Below are 19317 nucleotides of genomic sequence, written 5' to 3'. Positions count from 1 at the left end.
GGGTGGGTAGTTGGGCTTCATGCCCCGCTGTTGGCGGTTCGTTGTCGGGTACGGGTTCATGCCGAGGGGTAGTCGGGGTGACCCGGTGCGTTTGATGGCGGGTGGGGGCCGCCCCTCAGGTTTCAGTTTCGCGGCTCCGGGCCGGGCGTCAAGGGCGCTCCTTCGTCGCGTCGGCAAGCCGATGACCTCCGGTCACCCTTGACTCCCAACCCTCCACCGCAAGTGCAGCTTCGTGGAGGGGCGGCCCCGGAGGGAGGGGTCCCCGGAGGGGATCCGTAGATGGGGACGGTTCATTGCCGACCGCAGGTCGGTGGCTGGGGCGCGGTTGTGGAGTGGGGCGGCCCGGCACCGGCTCAGCGGGCTTATGGGGGTGGGTGGTTGGGCTTCATGCCCCGCTGATGGCGGTTCGTTGTCGGGTGCGCCTGCCATCTGACCCGTATGTCCCACTTCGGCAAGGCATTCTGGGGCTCCTCCGGCGGGTAATGCGTCCTGGTGCCAGGTAACCGGGCCCCATGGCACATCACAGCCTCTCAACGGCCCACTTGCCGCCTCATCAGTCACACCCACCCCACCACCCACGCACCCCCACCAGCGGGGCATGAATCCCCACTCAAGGAGTGTCCGCAGACGCTGAGGCGGGGCCGGGCCGCCCCATTGCACTGGTGCGCCCCCACCCACCGGCCCTTAGGCCGGGAACGGACCCCAGGAACAAGGGAGCTTCCCCGGGGACCCCTCCCTCCGGGGCCGCCCCTCCACGAAGCTGCACTTGCGGTGGAGGGACGGGAGTCCAGGGTGGAGCGAAGCGGAATCGGCGCAGCCGACGCGACGAAGGAGCGCCCTTGACACCCGGCCTGGAGCCGCAAAACTGAAGCCTCAGGGGCGGCCCCCACCCGCCATGACGGATTCCGGGTGACCCCGACTACCCCTCGGCACGAACCCGCGCCCACCCCCGCATTGCCCCATGAGGCAGAACCCAATGCCCCCCGCCCACGAAGTCCGGGCTGGACCGTCCGCCGCGCTCGGCCCGAGAGTGGAGGGTGGAGGTCCAGGCAGGGTGAGCGGCACAGTCAGGGGAGACGGAGATGCGCGCACACGACCAGGGGCACGAGTCGGAGCACGAACACGGGCACGAGCATGACGAGACCTTCCGGTCCACCGCGCAGGACGGGGCCGCCGACGCGCGGGAGTCCGCGCAGACCTCGTATCTCTTCAAGGCAGCCGCCACCGGGCGGCCCGATGTGGTCGGGGCCGCCGGGCTGAGCAGTCTCCAGCGCTCCGTGGGAAACAGCGCCGTCGGAACGATGCTCAGCAGGGACGCGGCACCCGAGAAGGAGCCCGCTCCAGGCCCAGGGCACGAGACCGCGCCCAGCCCCTCGCAGGACCGCTCCCCCGTGCACGATGTGATCTCCTCCGGGGGCGGTTCGCCTCTGGACACCGATACCCGTACCGACATGGAGAGCCGTATGGGCGCGGACTTCTCCGACGTACGCGTGCACACCGACTCCGCGGCTCATGAATCCGCGAAGGGCGTCGGCGCCCACGCGTACACCGTCGGCAACCATGTCGTCTTCCAGCGGGACAGTTACGATCCGTCCTCACCCGGCGGCCGGACCACACTGGCGCACGAGCTGACGCATGTCGTCCAGCAGCGCAACGGTCCGGTGGAGGGGTCCGAGGCGCCCGGTGGCATCCGTGTGAGCGATCCGTCCGACCGCTTCGAGCAGGAGGCCGTCGCGAACGCCGACCGCGTGCTCTCCGAGCCGAGCCCGTCGCCGTCATCCGAACCTGCCCCGGCGCCCCCGCCCATTACCGCGGCCGCCGTACAGCGCCAGGCGACCGAAGACGAGGACGAGGAGCCGGCGAACGTACAGGGATCCTTCGTCCAGCGGGCCGAGGAGGGTTCCGAGGAAGAGGAAGAGGCCCCGCCCACCTGACCACCGCGCGGTACCCGACCCTCACTGCCCCACTCACTCACTCCGAGTTCGACCGCAGCGTCCCTCCCAGAAACAGCGACTCCGCGCAGCGCGACGGCCTCGGCGCCTGCACCGGCCTGCCCACCTGCCGGCAGTCGACGGTCATCGTGATCTCGCCGCCCGCCGGTACCAGAATGGGGGTGACGAAGTGGTAGTCGGAGTCACGGAAGTTCTCCAGTGCCAGGCGCAGTACGGGATCGTTCTGGCTGGACACGACGAGTGTTCCGGCGTCGCCCTGCGGGTTCTGGACCACGATGTCGGTGAGTTCGAAGGTGCTGCCGGCCGGCACCCGGTACGCGGATCCGCTGGCCGAGCCGCCACCCACCGCGTCCCTGACCTCGACGCGCGCGCTTGTCGGCGCGCCCGCGCCCTGCGCGCTGCCCGCGCCCGTTCCTGACCCCGAACTCGCCCCGGAGCCCGTTCCGTTCTGCCCGGCCCCGCTGTTCGCCCCGCCCTCGGCACCCGCCGTCGCACCGGCGTTCCCGCCCCCGGTTCCGGCCGTGGCTCCGCCGTCAGCCGTCCCACTGCTCGGAGACGCGGTCTTCTCCGCTGCGGACGCCACCGCCTCCGGGGTGATCGCCTCCCGGGCCGCCGACTTCACCGCGGGGCGCAGCAGCGCGTACCAGAGCCCGACCAGCGCGATCGCCACGACCGCCGCGAGGATGAGCGCGCGGGGCAGCCAGCCCGGCAGGATCGCCTGCTGCTCGTACGATCCGTCGAGTACCACCGGTTCGAGTACCGCTGGTTCGGATACCCCCGGTGCGTACGGCTCCTGGCCCCCCTCCGCCGCCACGAGCGCCGCGAAGACCTGGAACGTATGCGTCACCGGCGTACCGCGCCACAGCCGCTTGGCCGGCCGTACCCGCAGTTTCGCGAAGTCCGCGTGCCCGGGCGGTATCCGCAGTTCGGCGGTGGCGAAGTCGACGCGGGCGCGCTCGGTGCCGGTCCGGCCGCTGAGGCGCACGGTCGCCGGCGCGTTTCCCCTGTTGTCCACGGCGAGTTGGTGGCTGCCGCGGCGCGCGCCGTTGGAGCTGCGGGGCACCAGTTCCGAGGTCACCTCGGTGAACGGCGCCACGGTCACCCGCCCCTCGGGCACCACGGTCTCGCTCAGCTCGCTCGTCGGCACCACACGGATACCGAACGGTGTCTCGCCCGCGGGCACCGAGGAGTCGCGCGGCGGTGTCAGCCGCAGCACGACGGTGCCGGAGGCCCCCGGATAGAGGGACAGGGTCCGCGGTTCCACGGTCGACCACGCGGCGCAGGCTCCGACCACCTCGAAGCGGTATTCCTCGACCGTACTGCCGGAGTTGAGGATCTGTAGGGGTAGATCCGTCTGCGCGCCCGGCTCGGCGGTGACGGACGATGCGTCGAGGCTGGCCGTAAGACTCATACGTCGCACCGTAGGACCGCGCATTACCGTGAACAGCGGTCGGACAGGAACACTTTCGGGCAGATGTAGTGCCCATCGGGCGGCTGCGGATTTCGCGTCCGCACTCGGTGGGAATGGAGTATCTGCCGATGCGTAAGGCACCGACGACTCAGTCTGCCAGGTCCTATACGGCCCATGATGACGCCATCGGTTCGCATTTGCGGAGGGGGAAATTCGTGACAGACCGTACGATCGTTGGTTTACGCGCACAGGATCCGATCTCCCAAGCGGGAGTGGCCAGCCAGCTGCGGACCAGGCCGGAGGTGACACTTACCGGATGGGAGGACGGTGAACTCACCCCGCAGGTAGTCGTGGTGGTGGTGGATGTCATAGATGAGGAGGCACTACGGATGCTGCGCAATATCCAGCGCAGCGGTACGGCACGCGGAGTACTGGTGGCCACCGAGATCGATGAGCAGAAGCTGGTCAGCGCCGCGGAGTGCGGTGTCGCCGGGGTGGTCAGGCGTTCGGAGGCGACGCCTGATCATCTAGTGCGGGTCATTGTCGCCGTGGCGAACGGTGAGGGCCATGTGCCCGCCGATCTTCTCGGACGCCTTCTTGAGCAGGTGGGAAAGTTGCAGGGCCAGGTGCTCGGGCCGCGCGGCCTGCACTTCACCGGACTCTCCTCCCGCGAGATCGATGTACTTCGACTGGTCGCGGAGGGATACGACACCGCTGATATCGCGACCAAGCTCGCGTACTCCGAACGCACGATTAAGAACGTCCTGCACGCGGTCATGACCCGGCTTCAATTGCGTAATCGCTCCCACGCGGTGGCGTACGCGCTGCGCCAGGGTCTGATCTGAGCCACAGTTCGAACAGGCCCCAGTTCGAGCGAGGCCACGGGCCGACCAGATCAACAGGCCGAAAAGATCCACGGGCCGTAAAGATCCACAGACCCAGCAGATCCACGGGCCGAAAAGATCCACAGTTCGCACCGATCCGGGTTTTGATCTTTCAGCACAGCCACTCGCCGCACGGCTGCCCCAAAGGGCAGAACTCGGTTCCCGCAGGAATGACTCGCGCCCCGCTGCCCGCGGGGCGCGAGCACGGGATGGTGGGCGCCGGTGCGCCGATCTGGGGAGGGTTCCGTGCGGCGGTCTCAGCGGTTCCGGCAGTCCGCACGGCAACTGCCACAACAGCTCCTCCGGCGGTCGGCACGGAAGCAGCCACAACAGCCGTTCCGGCAGTCCGCGCGGAAACAGCCACGGCGCGGGAGCAGTGCCTTGCGCGTGCTGCCCTTCGCCCTTCTGCTGCTGGTCATGAGCGGCCTGCCCAGCTCCGCCGCCGAACCGCGCGCGGCCGTCCCCGTACCCGAACCGCCGGTCACCCCCGCCGTGGTGACGGAGCGGCTCGACCCGGGCGCGTCCCTCTCCGTGGACAAGCTGGTCCGTACGCCGGCCATCCCGCCGAAGCCCGACATCGTGCTGCTGGTGGACGGCACCCTGAGCATGGAACCGTCCATCGAGCAGATCCAGCGGAACCTCCCCGTGATCACCGAGAGAGTGACCGAGGAGCAGCCCGACTCGCGCTTCGCCGTGGCCACGTACGGCGACCAGCAGGTCGACGGCGACCGGACCTACACCGTGCTCCAGCCGTTCACGGACGACCTCGTCAAGGTGCAGGAGGGGGTCGACGCCCTCACTGTCGAACGCGGCCAGGGCAGCCGCGGCCCGTCCGAGGACTGGATCAACGCGCTGTGGCAGATCGCCAACGGCAGCGGCGGCCAGACCGAGTTCCGCGCGGACGCGAGCCCCGTGGTCGTCCTGGTCGGCGACGCCTCCAGCCACGACCCGAGCAGGGGGCACTCCCTGACCGACACGATCTACGCGCTCCAGGACCGGGGAGTCCGGGTGCTGGGCGTGGATGTCGCCACCGCGGTCGGTGACGGACTCAACGGCACCGGAGACGCCGGTGTCCCCGGCCAGATAGAGGACCCCCTGCACCCGCCGGGCCAGGCCGACAAGGTCATCGAGGCCACCCGGGGCAGCCTGATCTCCGGCGTCAACGCGGACGCGGTCGTGAAGTCGATCGCCGACGGCCTCGGCAATCTGCCCACCCAGGTCGGGCACCGGCTGGAGAGCTGCGATCCCGCCCTGACGGTGGCGCTCGATCCGCCCACCCGGACCGTCACCAGCGGCGACCCCGCCGCCTTCGACGAGACGATCACGGTCGCCGAGGACGCTCCGCAGGGACGGAGGCTGACCTGCACCGTCCAGTTCCTGCTGGGCACGAGCCCGCCCGGCACGGACACCGTCGGGCCGAACGCGGCGGCCGATCCGGAGCTGACCCAGACGATCAACATCGACGTCAACGATGTCGACGCGCCCGTGGTCGTCGTGGACGACCGTACGGTGGTGACCAGGGACCCGGACGGCGCCCGCGTCGAGCTGACCGTCACCGCCGTGGACGCCAACGACGGCCGTCTGCCCGTACGTTGTACCCCCGCGTCGGGCTCGGTCTTCCCGGTCGGCCGCACTCTCGTCACCTGCTCGGCCACCGACTCGAACGGCAACACCGGCACCGACACGGCCACGGTGGAGGTGCTGGAGCTGCCACCTGTCCCGCCCGTCCCGCCGGTTCCTCCCGCGCCCCCGGTGCCTCCGACGGCCGATGTAGCCGTGGACGTACAGATCGCCCCGTCGCGCACGTACACGGGCCGTGCCGCCCGTGCCCGCTTCGTTCTCACCAACGCCGGTCCGGACGCGGCGTCCGGTGTCATCGTCACGTCCGCCTGGCCGAGGACACCGGACGCGGGCAGACGTACCCTGGCCGGGCTGTCGCGCTGCACCCCGACCGCGCCGTGCACCATCCCGGCGGGCGGCCGGGTCGAGGTCACCCAGACGGCCACGTACCGGATGGCGATCAGCGGAGCCGTCCACGCGACCGCCGTCGCCACACTGCCCGACCGCAGACCGGCCAACAACACGGACCGGGGCACACTCCGCGTTCTCCAGCCGAAGCTGGCCGTCACCCCGCAGGTGGCCACACCGGGGCAGGTGGTGCTGGCACGGGGTACGGACTTCCCGCCGGGCTCGACCGTACGGCTGAGCTGGAGCGCGGGCATCACCGCCAACGGATCGCCGGTGACGGTGGGACGTGACGGTACGTTCGAGACGCAGGTGCCGGTCCTGCGCAGGGACCGGCTCGGGCCACGCGATCTCCGCGCGGACGTCACCGGTCTCGACCGGCTGACGAAGCCGGTCCTGGTCGTCCAACGCAAGCTCCAGCCACCGGACTTCGCGGGGCGCGGATGACGGCGGACCGGATGACGGGAGCGGGGTCGTCGTGATCCACGAGGTGGACGACGCGCTGCGCGCGCTGCTCAGGGCCGAGGTCCTCGAAGGCGCCCAGATCGCGGTGGTGTTCGACGCGCCGACCCGCGAATGGGCCGCCAAGGTCAACGCGCCCACGGTGAATCTGTACCTCTACGACATCCGCGAGGACATGCGACGGCGTGAACGCGGGCTGCACAACGAGTACGACGAGCGGGGCGCGGTCGTCGCCCGCCGCCGGCCTCCGCGCTTCTTCAAGCTCTCGTATCTGATCACCGCCTGGACGAAGCGGCCGGAGGACGAACACCGGCTGCTGTCCTCGCTCCTGGCCTGCCTGCTGCGGTACGAGGCGCTGCCTCCCGAGCGGCTGACGGGAACGCTCCAGGACATCGGGGTTGCCGTACCGATGACCATCGCGCTGCCACCGCCGGAGGACCGCTCCTTCGCGGACGTGTGGAGCGCGCTCGGCGGCGAACTGAAGCCGTCGCTGGACCTGGTGATCAGTGTGCCGGTCACGGCGTCGCCGACCTACGCCGCGGGTCCGCCGGTGGGCGACGAGGGGATGCGTGTCCACTTCGGTGACCGCGCGAGGGAGGGTCGCGCGGGGGAGGATCGCGCGCGGCGGCCGACCAGGGCGATGCCGGGCCGCGGGGCGCTTCCGCTGTATGGGGCCGTTGTCGACCGTCGCGGGGATGCGGCGGACGAGAGCGACGGTGGGGGAGAAAGCGAGGGCGCGGGCGAGGCGGTGCGGCGCCCCGGGCTGTCGCTTCGGATTACGGAGAACCGGGGCGATGCCTGAGCGCGGGCGGCACGACGGGGAGCGGCCCGATTCCGCTGGGGCCGAACAGACCGGGGGCGAACAGTCCGGGGGCGAACTGGCCGGGGGCGAACTGGCCAGGGGCAAACAGGCCGGGGGCGAACAGGTCGGGGGCGAACAGGCCGGGGGCGATCCGAACCTCCGACATCTCCTGACCTGTGCCGTACGTGTCGAGCGGCGCGTCCGCCGGGCGGTCGAGGCGCGCCAAGTCACCGACCCCCATCCGGACGACGCGTTCCGTGGCCTGTATCTGACGGAGGAGACGATTGCGCGGCTGCTGGACGAGGGCCGTACGTTCCCCGCTCCCGACGAGACCGATACGCCCGATGCGAGCGACGAGACCTGGGCGACCGATGGGCCACCGTCCCGACTCACCATGCTGGAAAGGGAGTTCGACCTCAGTCCGCTGGATGTCGAGATGCTGCTCATCGCGCTTCTGCCGGATCTCGACGACCGGTTCGAGGCGTTCTACGGCTACCTCAACGACGATGTCACCCGTCGCCGCCCGACCATCGGACTGGCCCTCGGCCTCTGCGGCCTCTCCCCGGCGGACGCGGAGGCCCGCGCCCGGCTCGGCCCCCGGGCACCGCTGCGCGCCGGCGGACTGCTGCTGGTGGAGGAGGCGGACCGGCCGTTCCTGGGGCGTGCGTTACGGGTTCCCGACCGCGTCACCGCGCACCTCCTCGGCGACGACAGCCCCGATCCCCGGCTGACCGGTCTGCTGGCGCCGTGGCACGCCGTACCGGGCGTGGGCGATCCCGGGCCGCTCGCCCGTACGCTCGGTTCCGGTGTCCGTCTGGCGTATCTCCGCGAGGAACAGGGCGGCGCGGGTACGGCGCTGGCCGCCACGGCGCTGAGCCTCGCGGGGCGCGGCGTACTGGGCCTGGATCTGTCCCGGCTGGCGGAGGACCCGACGCCCGTCGAGGCGGTGCGGGCGCTGGTACGGGAGGGCCGGCTGACGGGGGCGGGGCTGGTGTGCGCGCCGCTGGACGCGCTGTCGCGTGACCACCCGCAGACGCTCCGGCTCCTCACCGACACGCCGCTGCCGACGGTCCTGGTGGGCCGCGCCCCCTGGGACGCGGCCTGGTCGACGCGCCCGCCACTGCTGCTGCACGCTCCCCGGGTGGAACCGGCGGTACGGGCCGCCCTCTGGCGCGACGCCTACGCCGAGCCGGTCCCGGCCGATCTGGATGTCGGCGTACTGCTCTCCCCGTTCCTCCTCACCCCGGACCAGATCGAGGGCGCGGCCCGCAGCGCCGCCCAGACGGCCCGGCTGGACGGTGGCGCCCTCGGCCCTGACCACATCCGCCGGGGAGCCCGCGCCCAGAACGCCGCGGGCCTCGACCGGCTGGCCCGCCGCATCGAACCTTCCGTGACCTGGAACGACTTGGTCCTCCCCCCGGACGCCCACGCCCAGCTCCGCGAACTCACCGCCCGCGCCCGCTATCGCGACCAGGTCCTCGGCGAGTGGGGAATGCGCCCGGGCGGCGGCCGCGGCCGTGGCGTATCAGCCCTCTTCGCGGGCGACTCCGGCACCGGCAAGACGATGTCGGCCGAGGTGATCGCGGCCGATCTGGGTCTCGACCTCTACACAGTCGATCTGGCGACGGTCATCGACAAATATGTCGGCGAGACCGAGAAGAACCTCGAACGCATCTTCTCCGAAGCGGCCGGCGTGAATGGCGTCCTGCTCTTCGACGAGGCGGACGCTATCTTCGGAAAACGCTCAGAGGTCAAGGACGCCCACGACCGCTACGCCAACGTCGAGAGCGCGTATCTGCTGCAACGCATGGAGTCCTTCGACGGCCTCGCCATCCTCGCCACCAACCTCCGCGCCAACCTCGACGACGCCTTCACGCGCCGCCTCGACCTGGTCATCGACTTCCCCATCCCGGACGCACCCCAACGCCTCCTCCTCTGGGAACGCTGCCTGGGCCCCACTCTCCCCCGCGCCTCCGACCTGGACCTCCCCTTCTGCGCCGAATCCTTCGAACTGGCAGGCGGCAACATCCGCTCGGTAGCGGTAACGGCGGCCTACCTCTCAGCGGCCTCGGGCACCCCAGTAACAATGCCAACCCTGATCCACGCGATCCAACGCGAATACCAAAAACTGGGCCGCCTCACCCTGGCCTCAGAATTCGGCCCCTACCTCCACCTGCTGACCTGACCCCGCGACGACGCGACCGCCAACGGGGAGATGCGACTCGATCGCTGCTGTAGGACAACGCTGGCGATGTCGTCTGCAGGATCAGGATGAGGCGAACTGGCGGAGCGGAACGTGCCTGAGATCTGGGCCGGATGGACATCGACAAGAGGCATCACGACGCCGTGGTGATCAACGGGGACGGCGTGCGGCTGCTGTCCTGCCAGCTCAAGGACGGCGAATCTTCGTTGCTGACACTGATCGGCGACGTACTGAGCGATATCCGAGGATGTGTTGCGGGCCTTCGATCTCAACCATGGTGGCGCCGCCCTGGTGCGTGGTGCTGAACCAGGCATTCGCCCAGGCTCCGCAGTCATTGCGGTTGCCAGGCAAGGTGCGGCCAATCACGACGACTGGGGCTCGTCCGGTCGATCTTCGCGGATCAGTGCGCGGCAGTCTGGTGCAGGGGGTACCCCCTGCCGTTCAGGCTAAGGGGGAACATCGCAAGGCGGAGGATCGGGGTTGTGGATGGCCCGGCCATACATGGGCGACCCCGACATCGCAGCGAGCGTACGCGCCAGGCGTCACGGGCCCGCGAAGATCGACCGGACAGGACCTAAGCGCTTGTCCGAGTCGATATCGACCTGGTGGTTGGTGGAGCTGCAGAAGCCCTTGGACTGCTCGACGACCGTGCGGTCGCGGGTGGGCATCAGTGTGCCATTCGCGGTGAGTACAGCGTTCTTGCGGAACCGCCGGCGGCAATGGAGCGCAAGTCGCAGGCCGAGGTGGTTGATGACGCGGTCTATGCAGAAGTACAGACTCGGCGGTGACGATCCGGCGACGTCGCCCCATTGTCCGGCGTATCCCAAACGGCCACGGACAAGGCCGTTGCCCTCCTCTAACTTTGGCACCCGAGGAGTGCCGACACCGGAAGAGATGTCGATGATTGTTCAGGCAAATAGAAACGACTAATTCATTCCCCCTCCCTCAAGATAGAAATGAGTTCATTCGCCGGAAACTCGGAGTCGTCTGACCAAGAGGCCGTGAGGTTCATCAAAATGGGCCGAAATCTTCCCATATCCCGATCCGCAAGAGCCAGTCCCGCGACAGCTTGCAATTGAACATCAGTTAGTTCCAACGCTCCGACAAGGTACGACTCTGCAATTTCCGACCCGGATTGAGAAACAGCGTTTATGGCTAACCAACGCTCCTGCGACGAGACCGAATCATCGAAGATGATTTCCGCAAGCTGATCGATCAGTTCGTTCAGAAGTGCAGCTTTGTGGCCGCACCCAGGTAAAGTATCCCTTAGGATGGTGGAAGCTGCCATCGCGGCTGCTTTCCTGACATCTTCAGACGTAGCTCTTCTCAGCGCCTCGCTGACGAGTCCGGAATCCTCAGGCTGGACAATCCCGGCGATCGCAGATAGCGCAGTTGCGTGAGCAGCCTCATACTCATCGTGTTCTGCGGTCGCAACTTTTGACGGTGGCCGGCGCAAAACCACACGCGCACATTCGAGAACATCTTGCGATTCCCCTTCCAAAATATTCTCGCCACCGTGCCGCGACATAGATTCGCAATAATGATAGTAGCTCAGTGCTACACACATCGCATCGATATCTCCACTGCGCAACAGAACACCAAAAGAGTTGATCACGTCAGAATCACTCTTGGGGAACTCCAACTCTTCCCTCGCGTCCTCAAGGGCAGCATCGCCGAGATGACAATCTTCCCAGTCATACATCCTGCGTGACGTCCTTTCATCAGGCGTCGCCCCAAGAACAGCTGAAATATCACTCGGCGCATCGATGCTAAATTCTCATCACCGGTCTTCTCCCGGCTCGACCCTGAGAATCTCACCTCCCCTCGCGATATACTTCGCCCGCTCATTCTTTATATCTTCTTCAGTGAGCCATTCGATCGCCGCAGCGGGTATCTCACCAAATATGAGCACTTCCTGAGTTCGCACTACATCCTCAACAATCTTCTTCATCTTGCTTTCACTCTTCGTTAAGAACCACTCCCGCTGACCAGACTTCGTGGTCATGTCGCTGATATTTCTCGGTGAGATATAAGAGAGATCTATCCTGATCCTGTCTTTCTTCCCCCCAAAAAGCCTCCCTTGCGGATTTCGAATATCCCCAGAGAGGATCTTCGTCCCAGAGACGTAAGGGCTATTATTTGGCCGTCCATCAACGTGCGCCTCTTCCGGTATCACAGAGACGTTCTTTCGCGGAATACCCTTACCGGCCAAGATATTACGCCTGTCCCCAGGCGTCACGTTCCTCACGATATGCCTGGGCACTTCCTGGCCCTTCTTGTCCAATACATAATGATCATTTGCAGCAGCATCCCCCGCATAAATCACCTGATCCCCCCTCCTATCTAGCTCAACGTAATCTCTTGCCCTACACAACTGCCCAACCACGGTCCGCCTAACACCTTTCTTCTCATCTTTCTCAAGGAACAACACCCACGAATCATCCGTAAACGGATCCCAGAGCAGCCTATATCCTTGCTTGAGAGCGTCACGAACCGCCTCATTTCCATTCACTCTATTCTTGACATCCTGAATCTGCACTGGAGCAGTATAGTAGGAATTTCCGTGAATCGGGAGCTGCTCAAGCTCCCGATCGATCTCCTTGCGCAGCCGCTCAGCTTCGTCAGGAATGGAGAACATTTCAAATTTCGCTTCCGGGTTGATCTTCGCAAATACGTTCCACGTATAAGTGGACCCCGACCTTACCGCTTCCAGGGAACTCAGTCGGTATTTACGCTTAATTATGGCGAGGCGCGCCCTTAGGATTAGACCCAAGCGCTGCGACCCGCTCATCAACCCTTCCGCTTCGGTCACTGCACGCCGAAGCCTCTCCTCTTTCTGCGCAGTTGACTCCTCATTATTCTTTTTCTGCGGCGAACCACGAGATCCGTATGCATTCTTTTCACCATCGGTTTCCCGTTTCCCGCTGCCAGACTCTGCTTTGCTCTTCCTCTTGGCTTTGGACCAGATCCTCCTGGCAGTTTTGGCGATTTTGTCGACTATTTTGTCGATGGCTCGGTTTACTGGGCGGGAGACCTTTTCGAAGGCTTGTCTGACTCTGTTGGCCAGGCCGCCGATTCCCAGGAGTGAGGCGAGGAGGCCGATCAGGAGGGGGATGCTTGCCGCCAGGGCGGTTTCTACTGTTTTAGGGACGGCGGCTGCGGCGCCGTTGGCTATGGCTACTACCGCGTCCAGGACCGAATTGACGAATTCCACTATCTGGGCGCCCTGGATCACGATGAACGTGACGATGTCGATGATTCCCTTGACCGCTCGTATGAACGCCGAGGCGGGGTTGAGGAGGGAGAGAATCCAGGTGATGCCCGCCATGAGGACGGTCGGGATCAGATAGGACTTGAGGTCGTCGAGGATGGTCGACTTGAGATCGCCCGTCTCGGCGGTGATCTCCTGGGCGGCGCCGGCCGGGCCCTCGCGGGCCAGGGCCTGGGCTACCGGGACGGATTGTTCGGCCTTGGTCATCGCTTCGTCGGGGACGCCCTTGCGGGTGACGCGGGCTCGGATGTTGTCCCAGGTCAGGCCCAGTAGCGAGGCGATGAGCTGGATGATGCCCTTCAGGTCGAAACGGGACGGGATTTCGAGGCCTGTGCTGACCGCCGTGCCCAGGAGCCAGGAGACCAGGCCCTTTTGGAGGTGGGTGGCGATGTTTCCGATGAAGAGGTTCAGGCCCGCGCCGACCGCCGAGACCAGGTTTCTGAGGAAGCCGATCGGGTCCTTGAGGATCTTCATGACGGCGCCGGCGGCCTTGGCCAGGATGCCGAGGAGGAGGTTCTTCAGCTCGTTGATGGTCTGGATGACACCGACGACGGCATCCACGACCTTCGCGATCAGGCCCTTGTTCTCCTCTTCGAGTTTCTTGATCTCCTCATCGACGGAGTTGAGGGCCTCGGTGTATTTCTGGGCCAAGTCCTGGACCAGTTGCGTGGACTTGTCGTTGACCTCGGATTCGAGATCGTCAAATTTTCCCGCGAAATCTGCGGCTGCCTCCTCACCGAACTGCTTCAGATCGGCTGGGAGTTTGTCGACCTCGGCCTTCAATTCATTGCGGCCCGTGGCGATACGGGTCTTGGCCCGGCCCAGCTCGGTGCCGATGGTGTCGGCGATGGACGAGATGACGGACTGCATCTTGGTTACGTAGAGCTCCCGGGACTTCTTGAAGATGTCCAGGCCCTCCTGGGGGAGGCCCTTGAACTTGTCCCTGAGCCAGCGGCCCTTGCCGGTGAAGCCGGAGTAGCGCCTGTCCTTGTACTGCTTCATCCGGCGCTTGTGGTCGGCGGTGAAGTCGTCGCGGGCCCGTTTCTCGCCCTCGGTGAACTGTTTGTCGACCTTTCCGTCCAGGTCGCCGAGGATCTTCTCGACGTCCTTCTGCGTGGCGTCGAAGACCTTCTGGAGCTTGGCCGTGACCTGCTCGCGCTTCTTCTCGTCCGCCGACTTCGTCTCGCCCTTGCCGCCGTCGACCGCCTTGCCCGCGGCGGCGCGCTCGGCGGTCATGGCGCTCATGGCCGCCGCGCCCGACGCGGCGGCGCCCGCCTTCGCCGCCGACAACTGCTTGGCCTCGGCCGCGCGGCCCTTGGCTGGGGCGCTCGCGGTGTGCTGCTCCCCCTTCTTCTTCTCCGACAGCGCCGTGTCGAACTGCGGCTCGTTGCCCTTGGCCAGCTGCTCCTCGGTGACCTCGGCGTCCGCCATCTGCTGGTCGACCTGCTGATTGCCCTCGGAGAAGTCCAGGACCTTGTCCGGCTGTCTGTCCGGCACCGCGTCCGCCGCGCTGGGGGCGCCCGGGTTGCCCGGAGGCTGGTCCGGGCCCATCGGGGTGACCTGCTTCTCCTTGGCCTGCGAAGTGTCCGGCGCGGCCGTCGTCGTGCTCTCGATGTCCTCGGCCGACGACTTCTTGCCGTCCTTGACCTTGCCGTCGACCGAGTCCTTGATCGTGTCGGCCTTGCCGGAGTCGGCGAATCCGTCGGCCTCGTCGAGGTTCTTCGGCGCCTGGGCGGCGATCGCCTCGTTGACCGCGCCGACGAACGCGTTCTTGTCGAACTCCCCCGGCTTCGCCTCGTTCATCTTCTCGGCGTTGGCCGCCTTGCCCTGCGCCTGCTTGTCGTCCGGCGGCGCGACGGCCGCGTCCTGCGCCGATCTCGATTCGCTCGCCGCCGGCTTGTGCTGCTTGATCCGCTGCTTCTTCGCGGCGACGTCCTGCTGGACCTTGCGGAAGCCGGGCGCCTGCGAGGGCGGGGGCTTCACCACCTCCGCGTACCGTTGCGCGACGAGCCGCGACACCGCCGCGTTGCCCGCCCTCCCCTGGAGCCGCTGGAGGCTACGGGCGTTCAGCCTCGGGCCGGGGGCGGATGCCGCTGATACGTCAGGTGACGGTGCTACGTCAGGCGAAGGGGCCGTCTCCTGGGCCGGGGCCGAGGACCGGGGCGCGGCCGCGCGTACGGCAGCCGCAGAGCTCTTCTCCGGAGCGGCCTTCACCGCCGCTCCCGGTCACAGGTCCCCGACATACCAGCCAGGGTGTGGGCGCGTGCGGCACGCCCGGCAGCGTGTGCGGGACAGTGCCGGGGGCAGGATGCGTTGCCCGATCACCTGTCCCGGCGACTCTGCCTTTTCGGGCAGTCGGCTCGGTACGACGCGGCGGCCGAATGCCTGTTCCGGATGATCTCGCCCACGGCGAGAATCGCCCACGTTCCCTGATCAATCACGTTCTCTGATCAATCACGTTCTTTGATCAACCGCGATCCACGGTCCTGGTGCCCACGTTCCCGGTCAAGGAGAGTCGCATGCCGTCGTATCTGTCCCCGGGCGTGTACGTCGAAGAGGTCCAGTCCGGCTCGCGGCCGATCGAGGGCGTGGGCACGTCCGTCGCCGCCTTTGTCGGCTTCGCCCAACGGGGACCGTTCAACGAACCGACCCTGATCACCAACTGGTCGCAGTTCATCAGCCGGTTCGGCGAATTCGTCGAAGGCACCTATCTCGCCTCCTCCGTCTACGGCTTCTTCGCCAATGGCGGTGGGACCTGTTACGTGATCCGGATCGGTGCAGGCGAGGCGGCAGTTGGTGGGGCCGGGGAGCTCACTGCCGGCGCGGAGGCTCAGCTCGGGCCGTACACCGTACGGGCGTTGCCCGGTGTGACCGGTGAGATCACCGTGACCGTGGCCGATCCCGAGGGCGAGGATCCGCCGCAGGACGTGTTCAGCCTGGTGGTGGCCCGGGACGGCAAGGTCGTGGAGACCTACCCGGCGGTGTCGTCCAAGCGCAGCAAGGACAATGTCGCCTCGCAGGTGAAGGCGCAGTCGCAGCTGATCGAGGTACGGGAGCCGGGGCGCGGGCCCGCGCCGGGCAGACCCGAGGCGCAGACAGTGACGCTCCGGCCGGCGGATGACGCGGGGACCGCGTCCGGACCACTGTCCCCGGACGAGTACGTGGGCGACCCGGACCAGCGCACCGGCCTCGGCGGGCTGGAGGCCATCGACGAGGTCACCATGGTCGCCGTACCGGATCTCATGAGCGCCCTCGAACGCGGGGTGCTGGACCGGGAGTCGGTGATCTCGGTGCAGCAGGCCCTGATCAGCCACTGCGAGCTGATGGGTGACCGCATCGCGATCCTGGACCCGCCCCCCGGCCTGAGCCCGCAGGAGATCAAGGGCTGGCGGACGGAGACAACGGGCTTCGATTCCAGGTTCGCGACGCTCTACTACCCGTGGATCAAGGTGTTCGATCCGGCGACCGGCCGCAATACGTTCGTACCGCCGAGCGGGCACATCGCCGGCGTCTGGGCCCGTAACGACGCCACGCGCGGGGTGCACAAGGCCCCGGCGAACGAGGTCGTACGGGGAGCGGTCTCCTTGCAGACGCAGTTGACCAAGAGCGAACACGATCTGCTCAACCCGATCGGTCTGAACTGCATCCGCTCCTTTCCCGGTCGCGGTATCCGCGTCTGGGGCGCGCGAACGCTGGCGTCGGACCGCGACTGGCATTATCTGAATGTGCGCCGGCTCTTCAATTACCTGGAGGAGTCTATTCTGACCGGAACGCAATGGGTGGTGTTCGAGCCGAACGATGACGCGCTGTGGGCCCGTATCCGCCGTACGGTTTCGGCGTTCCTGGTCAATGAGTGGCGCAGGGGAGCGCTGTTCGGGCTGACGCCCGAGGAGGCCTTCTACGTCAAGTGCGATCGTGAGACGAACCCGCCGGAGAGCATCGACGCAGGTCAGGTCATCTGCGAGATCGGGGTGGCGCCGGTGAAGCCCGCGGAGTTCGTGGTGTTCCGGCTGTCCCAGCTGACCGGTGGAACGGGCGCCGTCGACGAATGACGAATGACGACGAGCGACGAGCGACGAGCGACGAGCGACGAGCGACGACCTGACAATTAGCGCAGAGGAGGCTGGTAGTGCCACTTCCCGATCTCGACAGTTCCGTCGGGCATTCCTTCGGTCTGGAATTCGACAGCGTCGTCATCAAGCAGATCACCGAGGTGAGTGGTCTGAAGATGGAACAGGACGTCATCGAGCTGAAGCAGAACACCGCCGACGGCAAATACGCCATCAAAAAGCTCCCGGGACGGCCCAAAGCGGGTGAGGTCACGGTCAGCCGTGGACTCACCGAGGACAACAGCTTCGAGCAGTGGGTCAAGGACTCCCGGTTCGGTCGGATGTCGGACGCCCGGCGCAACGGGGCGATCATCGTCTACGACTACGAGGGCATCGCGATCAAGCGCTACAAGCTGATCAACGCCTGGCCGAAGTCCCTGGAGATCGGCACGCTCAAGGCGGGCGACACCTCCGTGCTCACGGAGAAGCTGGCGATCACCTACGAGAGCATGGAAGTCGACTGATGCGGCGTGTGCTGTCGACCTCCGCGCGGGGTGGGACGGGCGATGAGGAGCGCACCGCTGCCCGGGAGTTCCCAGACGCCCACGCGTCACGTGAGTCCCACGCGTCACGTGAGTCCCGCGCGTCACGTGAGTCCCGCGCGTCACGTGAGTCCCGCGAGTCCCGCGAGTCCCGCGAGTCCCGCGAGACGCTACGGACCGAGTTCCCCTTCGAGCTGCCGCGCGGGTACGTGGACGACGCCGGCACCGTACACCGCAGCGGCGTGATGCGACTGGCCACCGCCCGCGACGAATTGATCCCCCTCCGGGACGACCGCGTACGGGAGAACGCCGCCTATCTGTCGGTGGTCCTGATCGCCCGCGTGGTCAGCCGGATCGGCACCGTCGACGACATCCACCCGGGCGTCATCGAGGACCTGTTCGCCTCCGACCTCGCCTTCCTCCAGGACTTCTACCGCCGGATCAACGCCGAGGGGCACACCCGCGCCGCCGTGACCTGCCCGTCCTGCCAGGAGAACTTCGCCGTGGATCTCGCCGGAGGTGGTCGCCCGGGGGAATCGTGACGTACGCGGCCGACCTGCTGTACGAGGAGGTCGCGTACCTCGCCTATCACTTCCACTGGCCGCTCGACCAGCTGCTCGATCTGGAGCATCCCGAACGGCGCAGATACATCGCACAGATCGCCCGGCTTACCGGCCACGAGTACGAGTAACGGGAAAGGCGAGGGGGGACGAGAGACCATGGGACTGCTGTCCTGGCTGCGCGGCGACCGGACCGCGGCAGACGCCGGTACGGCCACGGCAGACGCCGGTACGGCCACGGCAGACGCCGGTACGGCCACGGCGGACGCCGGCGCACCTGCCGGGACAGCCCGCCGCCCGGCAGCCGGCTGGCGCGAACTCCCGCCTGTGCAGCGTACGTTGACGACGCCCGGCCTGGTCACGGACCCGGACGGCTTCCGGGGATCGCTCGGCACCTGGCAGGACGCCACGCTCAGTACGCCGCTCGGCCACCTGGTCACTCCGCAGGCACCCTCAGGGCTGGTGCACGGGCTCGTCGCCTCCACCGGTCCGACAACGGCAACGGTGAGCCGACGTGCGGAAGGCGCGGAGCCGCGAGAAACGGAGGGCAGAGTGGTCACCTCCTGGCCGGGGGCGACGGGTCGCGTACAAGTGCAACCCCGTGCGGTTCCGCTACAACGGAGCGACTCCCTGGGGGAGATGGTCACGGCCGGTGTCTCGCCCGCCGAACTGCCCGTACGCCAACTGATCGGTGAGCGGCCGGTGGAACCGGCATTGCCCGTCACGCCTCCGCACGACGCACCTCCGCCCGCCGCGCCCTCCACGCCCGTCCCGGACGACGTGCCCACCGTCGGTACGTCACCAACTGGCCGTGGGCCAGCGCCCGTTCAACGGACCCATGCGGCGCCCACACCCATCCCGCCGGATGCGCGCCGGCCGCCGTCCCGTCCCCGTATGCCGGGCCTGGGGGCCCCACTGGCAGGTCTGCCGCCCACGGCACAACGGGAGATCGCGGCTCGCACCTCCGGCCCGGTGTCCGAAGCGACCCCACCGACCCCACAGGCCCAACCGACTTCACCAGTCCCACCCGGCCAGCCCGCCCAGCCCGCCCAACCAAGCGCACCCGAGCCCTCACCGGATATGGACGCCCCGACCGGGCCGCTGCTCGGCGAGACCCCACCCCTCACACCCCAACACACCCCGTACGCAACGGAGTCCGGAACGGAACGACGACCCGCCGCGTCCCCGACAGACCCCGACCCCGCCCCCGTCCCGA

13 protein-coding genes and 1 pseudogene are annotated in these 19317 nt (G+C 67.3%); 10 read left to right on the top strand and 4 right to left on the bottom strand.

The annotated features are described in order from the left end of the window. Positions 1–1082 precede the first annotated feature (1082 nt). Positions 1083–1934, top strand: coding sequence for an eCIS core domain-containing protein (locus IF11_RS0120410; protein WP_030353101.1), 852 nt, complete (start codon positions 1083–1085; stop codon positions 1932–1934). A 37-nt stretch (positions 1935–1971) separates the two neighbouring features. Here IF11_RS0120410 and IF11_RS0120405 read toward each other — a convergent pair whose 3' ends face one another. Continuing rightward, positions 1972–3363 (bottom strand): COG1470 family protein, encoded by a 1392-nt coding sequence (locus tag IF11_RS0120405; RefSeq protein ID WP_030353100.1) that lies wholly within the window; start codon positions 3361–3363, stop codon positions 1972–1974. Between the two features lie 272 nt (positions 3364–3635). Between IF11_RS0120405 and IF11_RS0120400 the strand changes: the two genes are divergently transcribed. From IF11_RS0120400 to IF11_RS40950, 5 genes are all read left to right on the top strand, one after another. Beyond that, a complete protein-coding gene (locus IF11_RS0120400) occupies positions 3636–4208 on the top strand; it encodes a helix-turn-helix transcriptional regulator (protein ID WP_240627645.1) in 573 nt (190 codons plus the stop codon). Between the two features lie 426 nt (positions 4209–4634). Next, positions 4635–6659 carry a VWA domain-containing protein gene (locus IF11_RS0120395; RefSeq protein ID WP_338119904.1) on the top strand — a complete coding sequence of 675 codons (2025 nt, stop codon included), beginning with the start codon at positions 4635–4637 and terminating at the stop codon, positions 6657–6659. Positions 6660–6690: 31 nt separating this feature from the next. Continuing rightward, the gene (locus IF11_RS0120390) at positions 6691–7476 is read left to right on the top strand and encodes a Pvc16 family protein (RefSeq protein ID WP_030353097.1); all 786 of its coding nucleotides are present in this window, start codon (positions 6691–6693) and stop codon (positions 7474–7476) included. Further along, positions 7469–9661 (top strand): ATP-binding protein, encoded by a 2193-nt coding sequence (locus tag IF11_RS0120385; protein ID WP_078490800.1) that lies wholly within the window; start codon positions 7469–7471, stop codon positions 9659–9661. The genes IF11_RS0120390 and IF11_RS0120385 overlap by 8 nt, the downstream gene beginning before the upstream one ends. Before the next feature lie 131 nt (positions 9662–9792). Next, entirely contained in the window at positions 9793–9984 is a 192-nt protein-coding gene (locus IF11_RS40950) for a hypothetical protein (RefSeq protein ID WP_133243236.1), read from the top strand. Positions 9985–10254: 270 nt separating this feature from the next. On the opposite strand, the pseudogene IF11_RS42165 reads toward IF11_RS40950, so the two are convergent. The 3 genes and pseudogenes from IF11_RS42165 to IF11_RS0120375 form a co-directional block, all read right to left on the bottom strand. After that, positions 10255–10437 (bottom strand): annotated as a pseudogene (locus IF11_RS42165) (IS5/IS1182 family transposase); the annotation flags it as partial. A gap of 173 nt (positions 10438–10610) precedes the next feature. Next, positions 10611–11381 (bottom strand): hypothetical protein, encoded by a 771-nt coding sequence (locus tag IF11_RS40945; RefSeq protein WP_133243237.1) that lies wholly within the window; start codon positions 11379–11381, stop codon positions 10611–10613. Positions 11382–11459: 78 nt separating this feature from the next. Then, positions 11460–15164 (bottom strand): phage tail protein, encoded by a 3705-nt coding sequence (locus IF11_RS0120375; protein ID WP_240627646.1) that lies wholly within the window; start codon positions 15162–15164, stop codon positions 11460–11462. 305 nt (positions 15165–15469) lie between these two features. Between IF11_RS0120375 and IF11_RS0120370 the strand changes: the two genes are divergently transcribed. From IF11_RS0120370 to IF11_RS41370, 4 genes are all read left to right on the top strand, one after another. Continuing rightward, on the top strand, positions 15470–17002 hold the full coding sequence (locus IF11_RS0120370) for a phage tail sheath family protein (protein WP_030353093.1): 1533 nt from the start codon (positions 15470–15472) through the stop codon (positions 17000–17002). Positions 17003–17079: 77 nt separating this feature from the next. Then, positions 17080–17523, top strand: coding sequence for a phage tail protein (locus IF11_RS0120365; RefSeq protein WP_030353092.1), 444 nt, complete (start codon positions 17080–17082; stop codon positions 17521–17523). After that, complete coding sequence (locus IF11_RS0120360; protein ID WP_078490799.1) at positions 17523–18083, top strand: hypothetical protein; 561 nt, start codon at positions 17523–17525, stop codon at positions 18081–18083. Before IF11_RS0120365 ends, IF11_RS0120360 begins: the two co-directional genes overlap by 1 nt. After that, on the top strand, positions 18080–18232 hold the full coding sequence (locus tag IF11_RS41370) for a DUF6760 family protein (RefSeq protein WP_165840640.1): 153 nt from the start codon (positions 18080–18082) through the stop codon (positions 18230–18232). The genes IF11_RS0120360 and IF11_RS41370 overlap by 4 nt, the downstream gene beginning before the upstream one ends. Positions 18233–19317: the final 1085 nt, after the last annotated feature.

Origin of the sequence: Streptomyces scopuliridis RB72 (assembly GCF_000718095.1) — a bacterium.
Lineage (GTDB): Bacteria > Actinomycetota > Actinomycetes > Streptomycetales > Streptomycetaceae > Streptomyces > Streptomyces scopuliridis.
This window is presented reverse-complemented; position numbering and strand designations above follow the sequence as displayed.

Excerpts from the sequence above, each read along its gene's own strand:
- IF11_RS0120410 (WP_030353101.1), top strand. The coding sequence starts at position 1,083 with ATGCGCGCACACGACCAGGGGCACGAGTCGGAGCACGAACACGGGCAC.
- IF11_RS0120405 (WP_030353100.1), bottom strand. The coding sequence starts at position 3,363 with ATGAGTCTTACGGCCAGCCTCGACGCATCGTCCGTCACCGCCGAGCCG.
- IF11_RS0120385 (WP_078490800.1), top strand. The coding sequence starts at position 7,469 with ATGCCTGAGCGCGGGCGGCACGACGGGGAGCGGCCCGATTCCGCTGGG.
- IF11_RS40950 (WP_133243236.1), top strand. The coding sequence starts at position 9,793 with ATGGACATCGACAAGAGGCATCACGACGCCGTGGTGATCAACGGGGAC.
- IF11_RS40945 (WP_133243237.1), bottom strand. The coding sequence starts at position 11,381 with ATGTATGACTGGGAAGATTGTCATCTCGGCGATGCTGCCCTTGAGGAC.
- IF11_RS0120370 (WP_030353093.1), top strand. The coding sequence starts at position 15,470 with ATGCCGTCGTATCTGTCCCCGGGCGTGTACGTCGAAGAGGTCCAGTCC.
- IF11_RS0120360 (WP_078490799.1), top strand. The coding sequence starts at position 17,523 with ATGCGGCGTGTGCTGTCGACCTCCGCGCGGGGTGGGACGGGCGATGAG.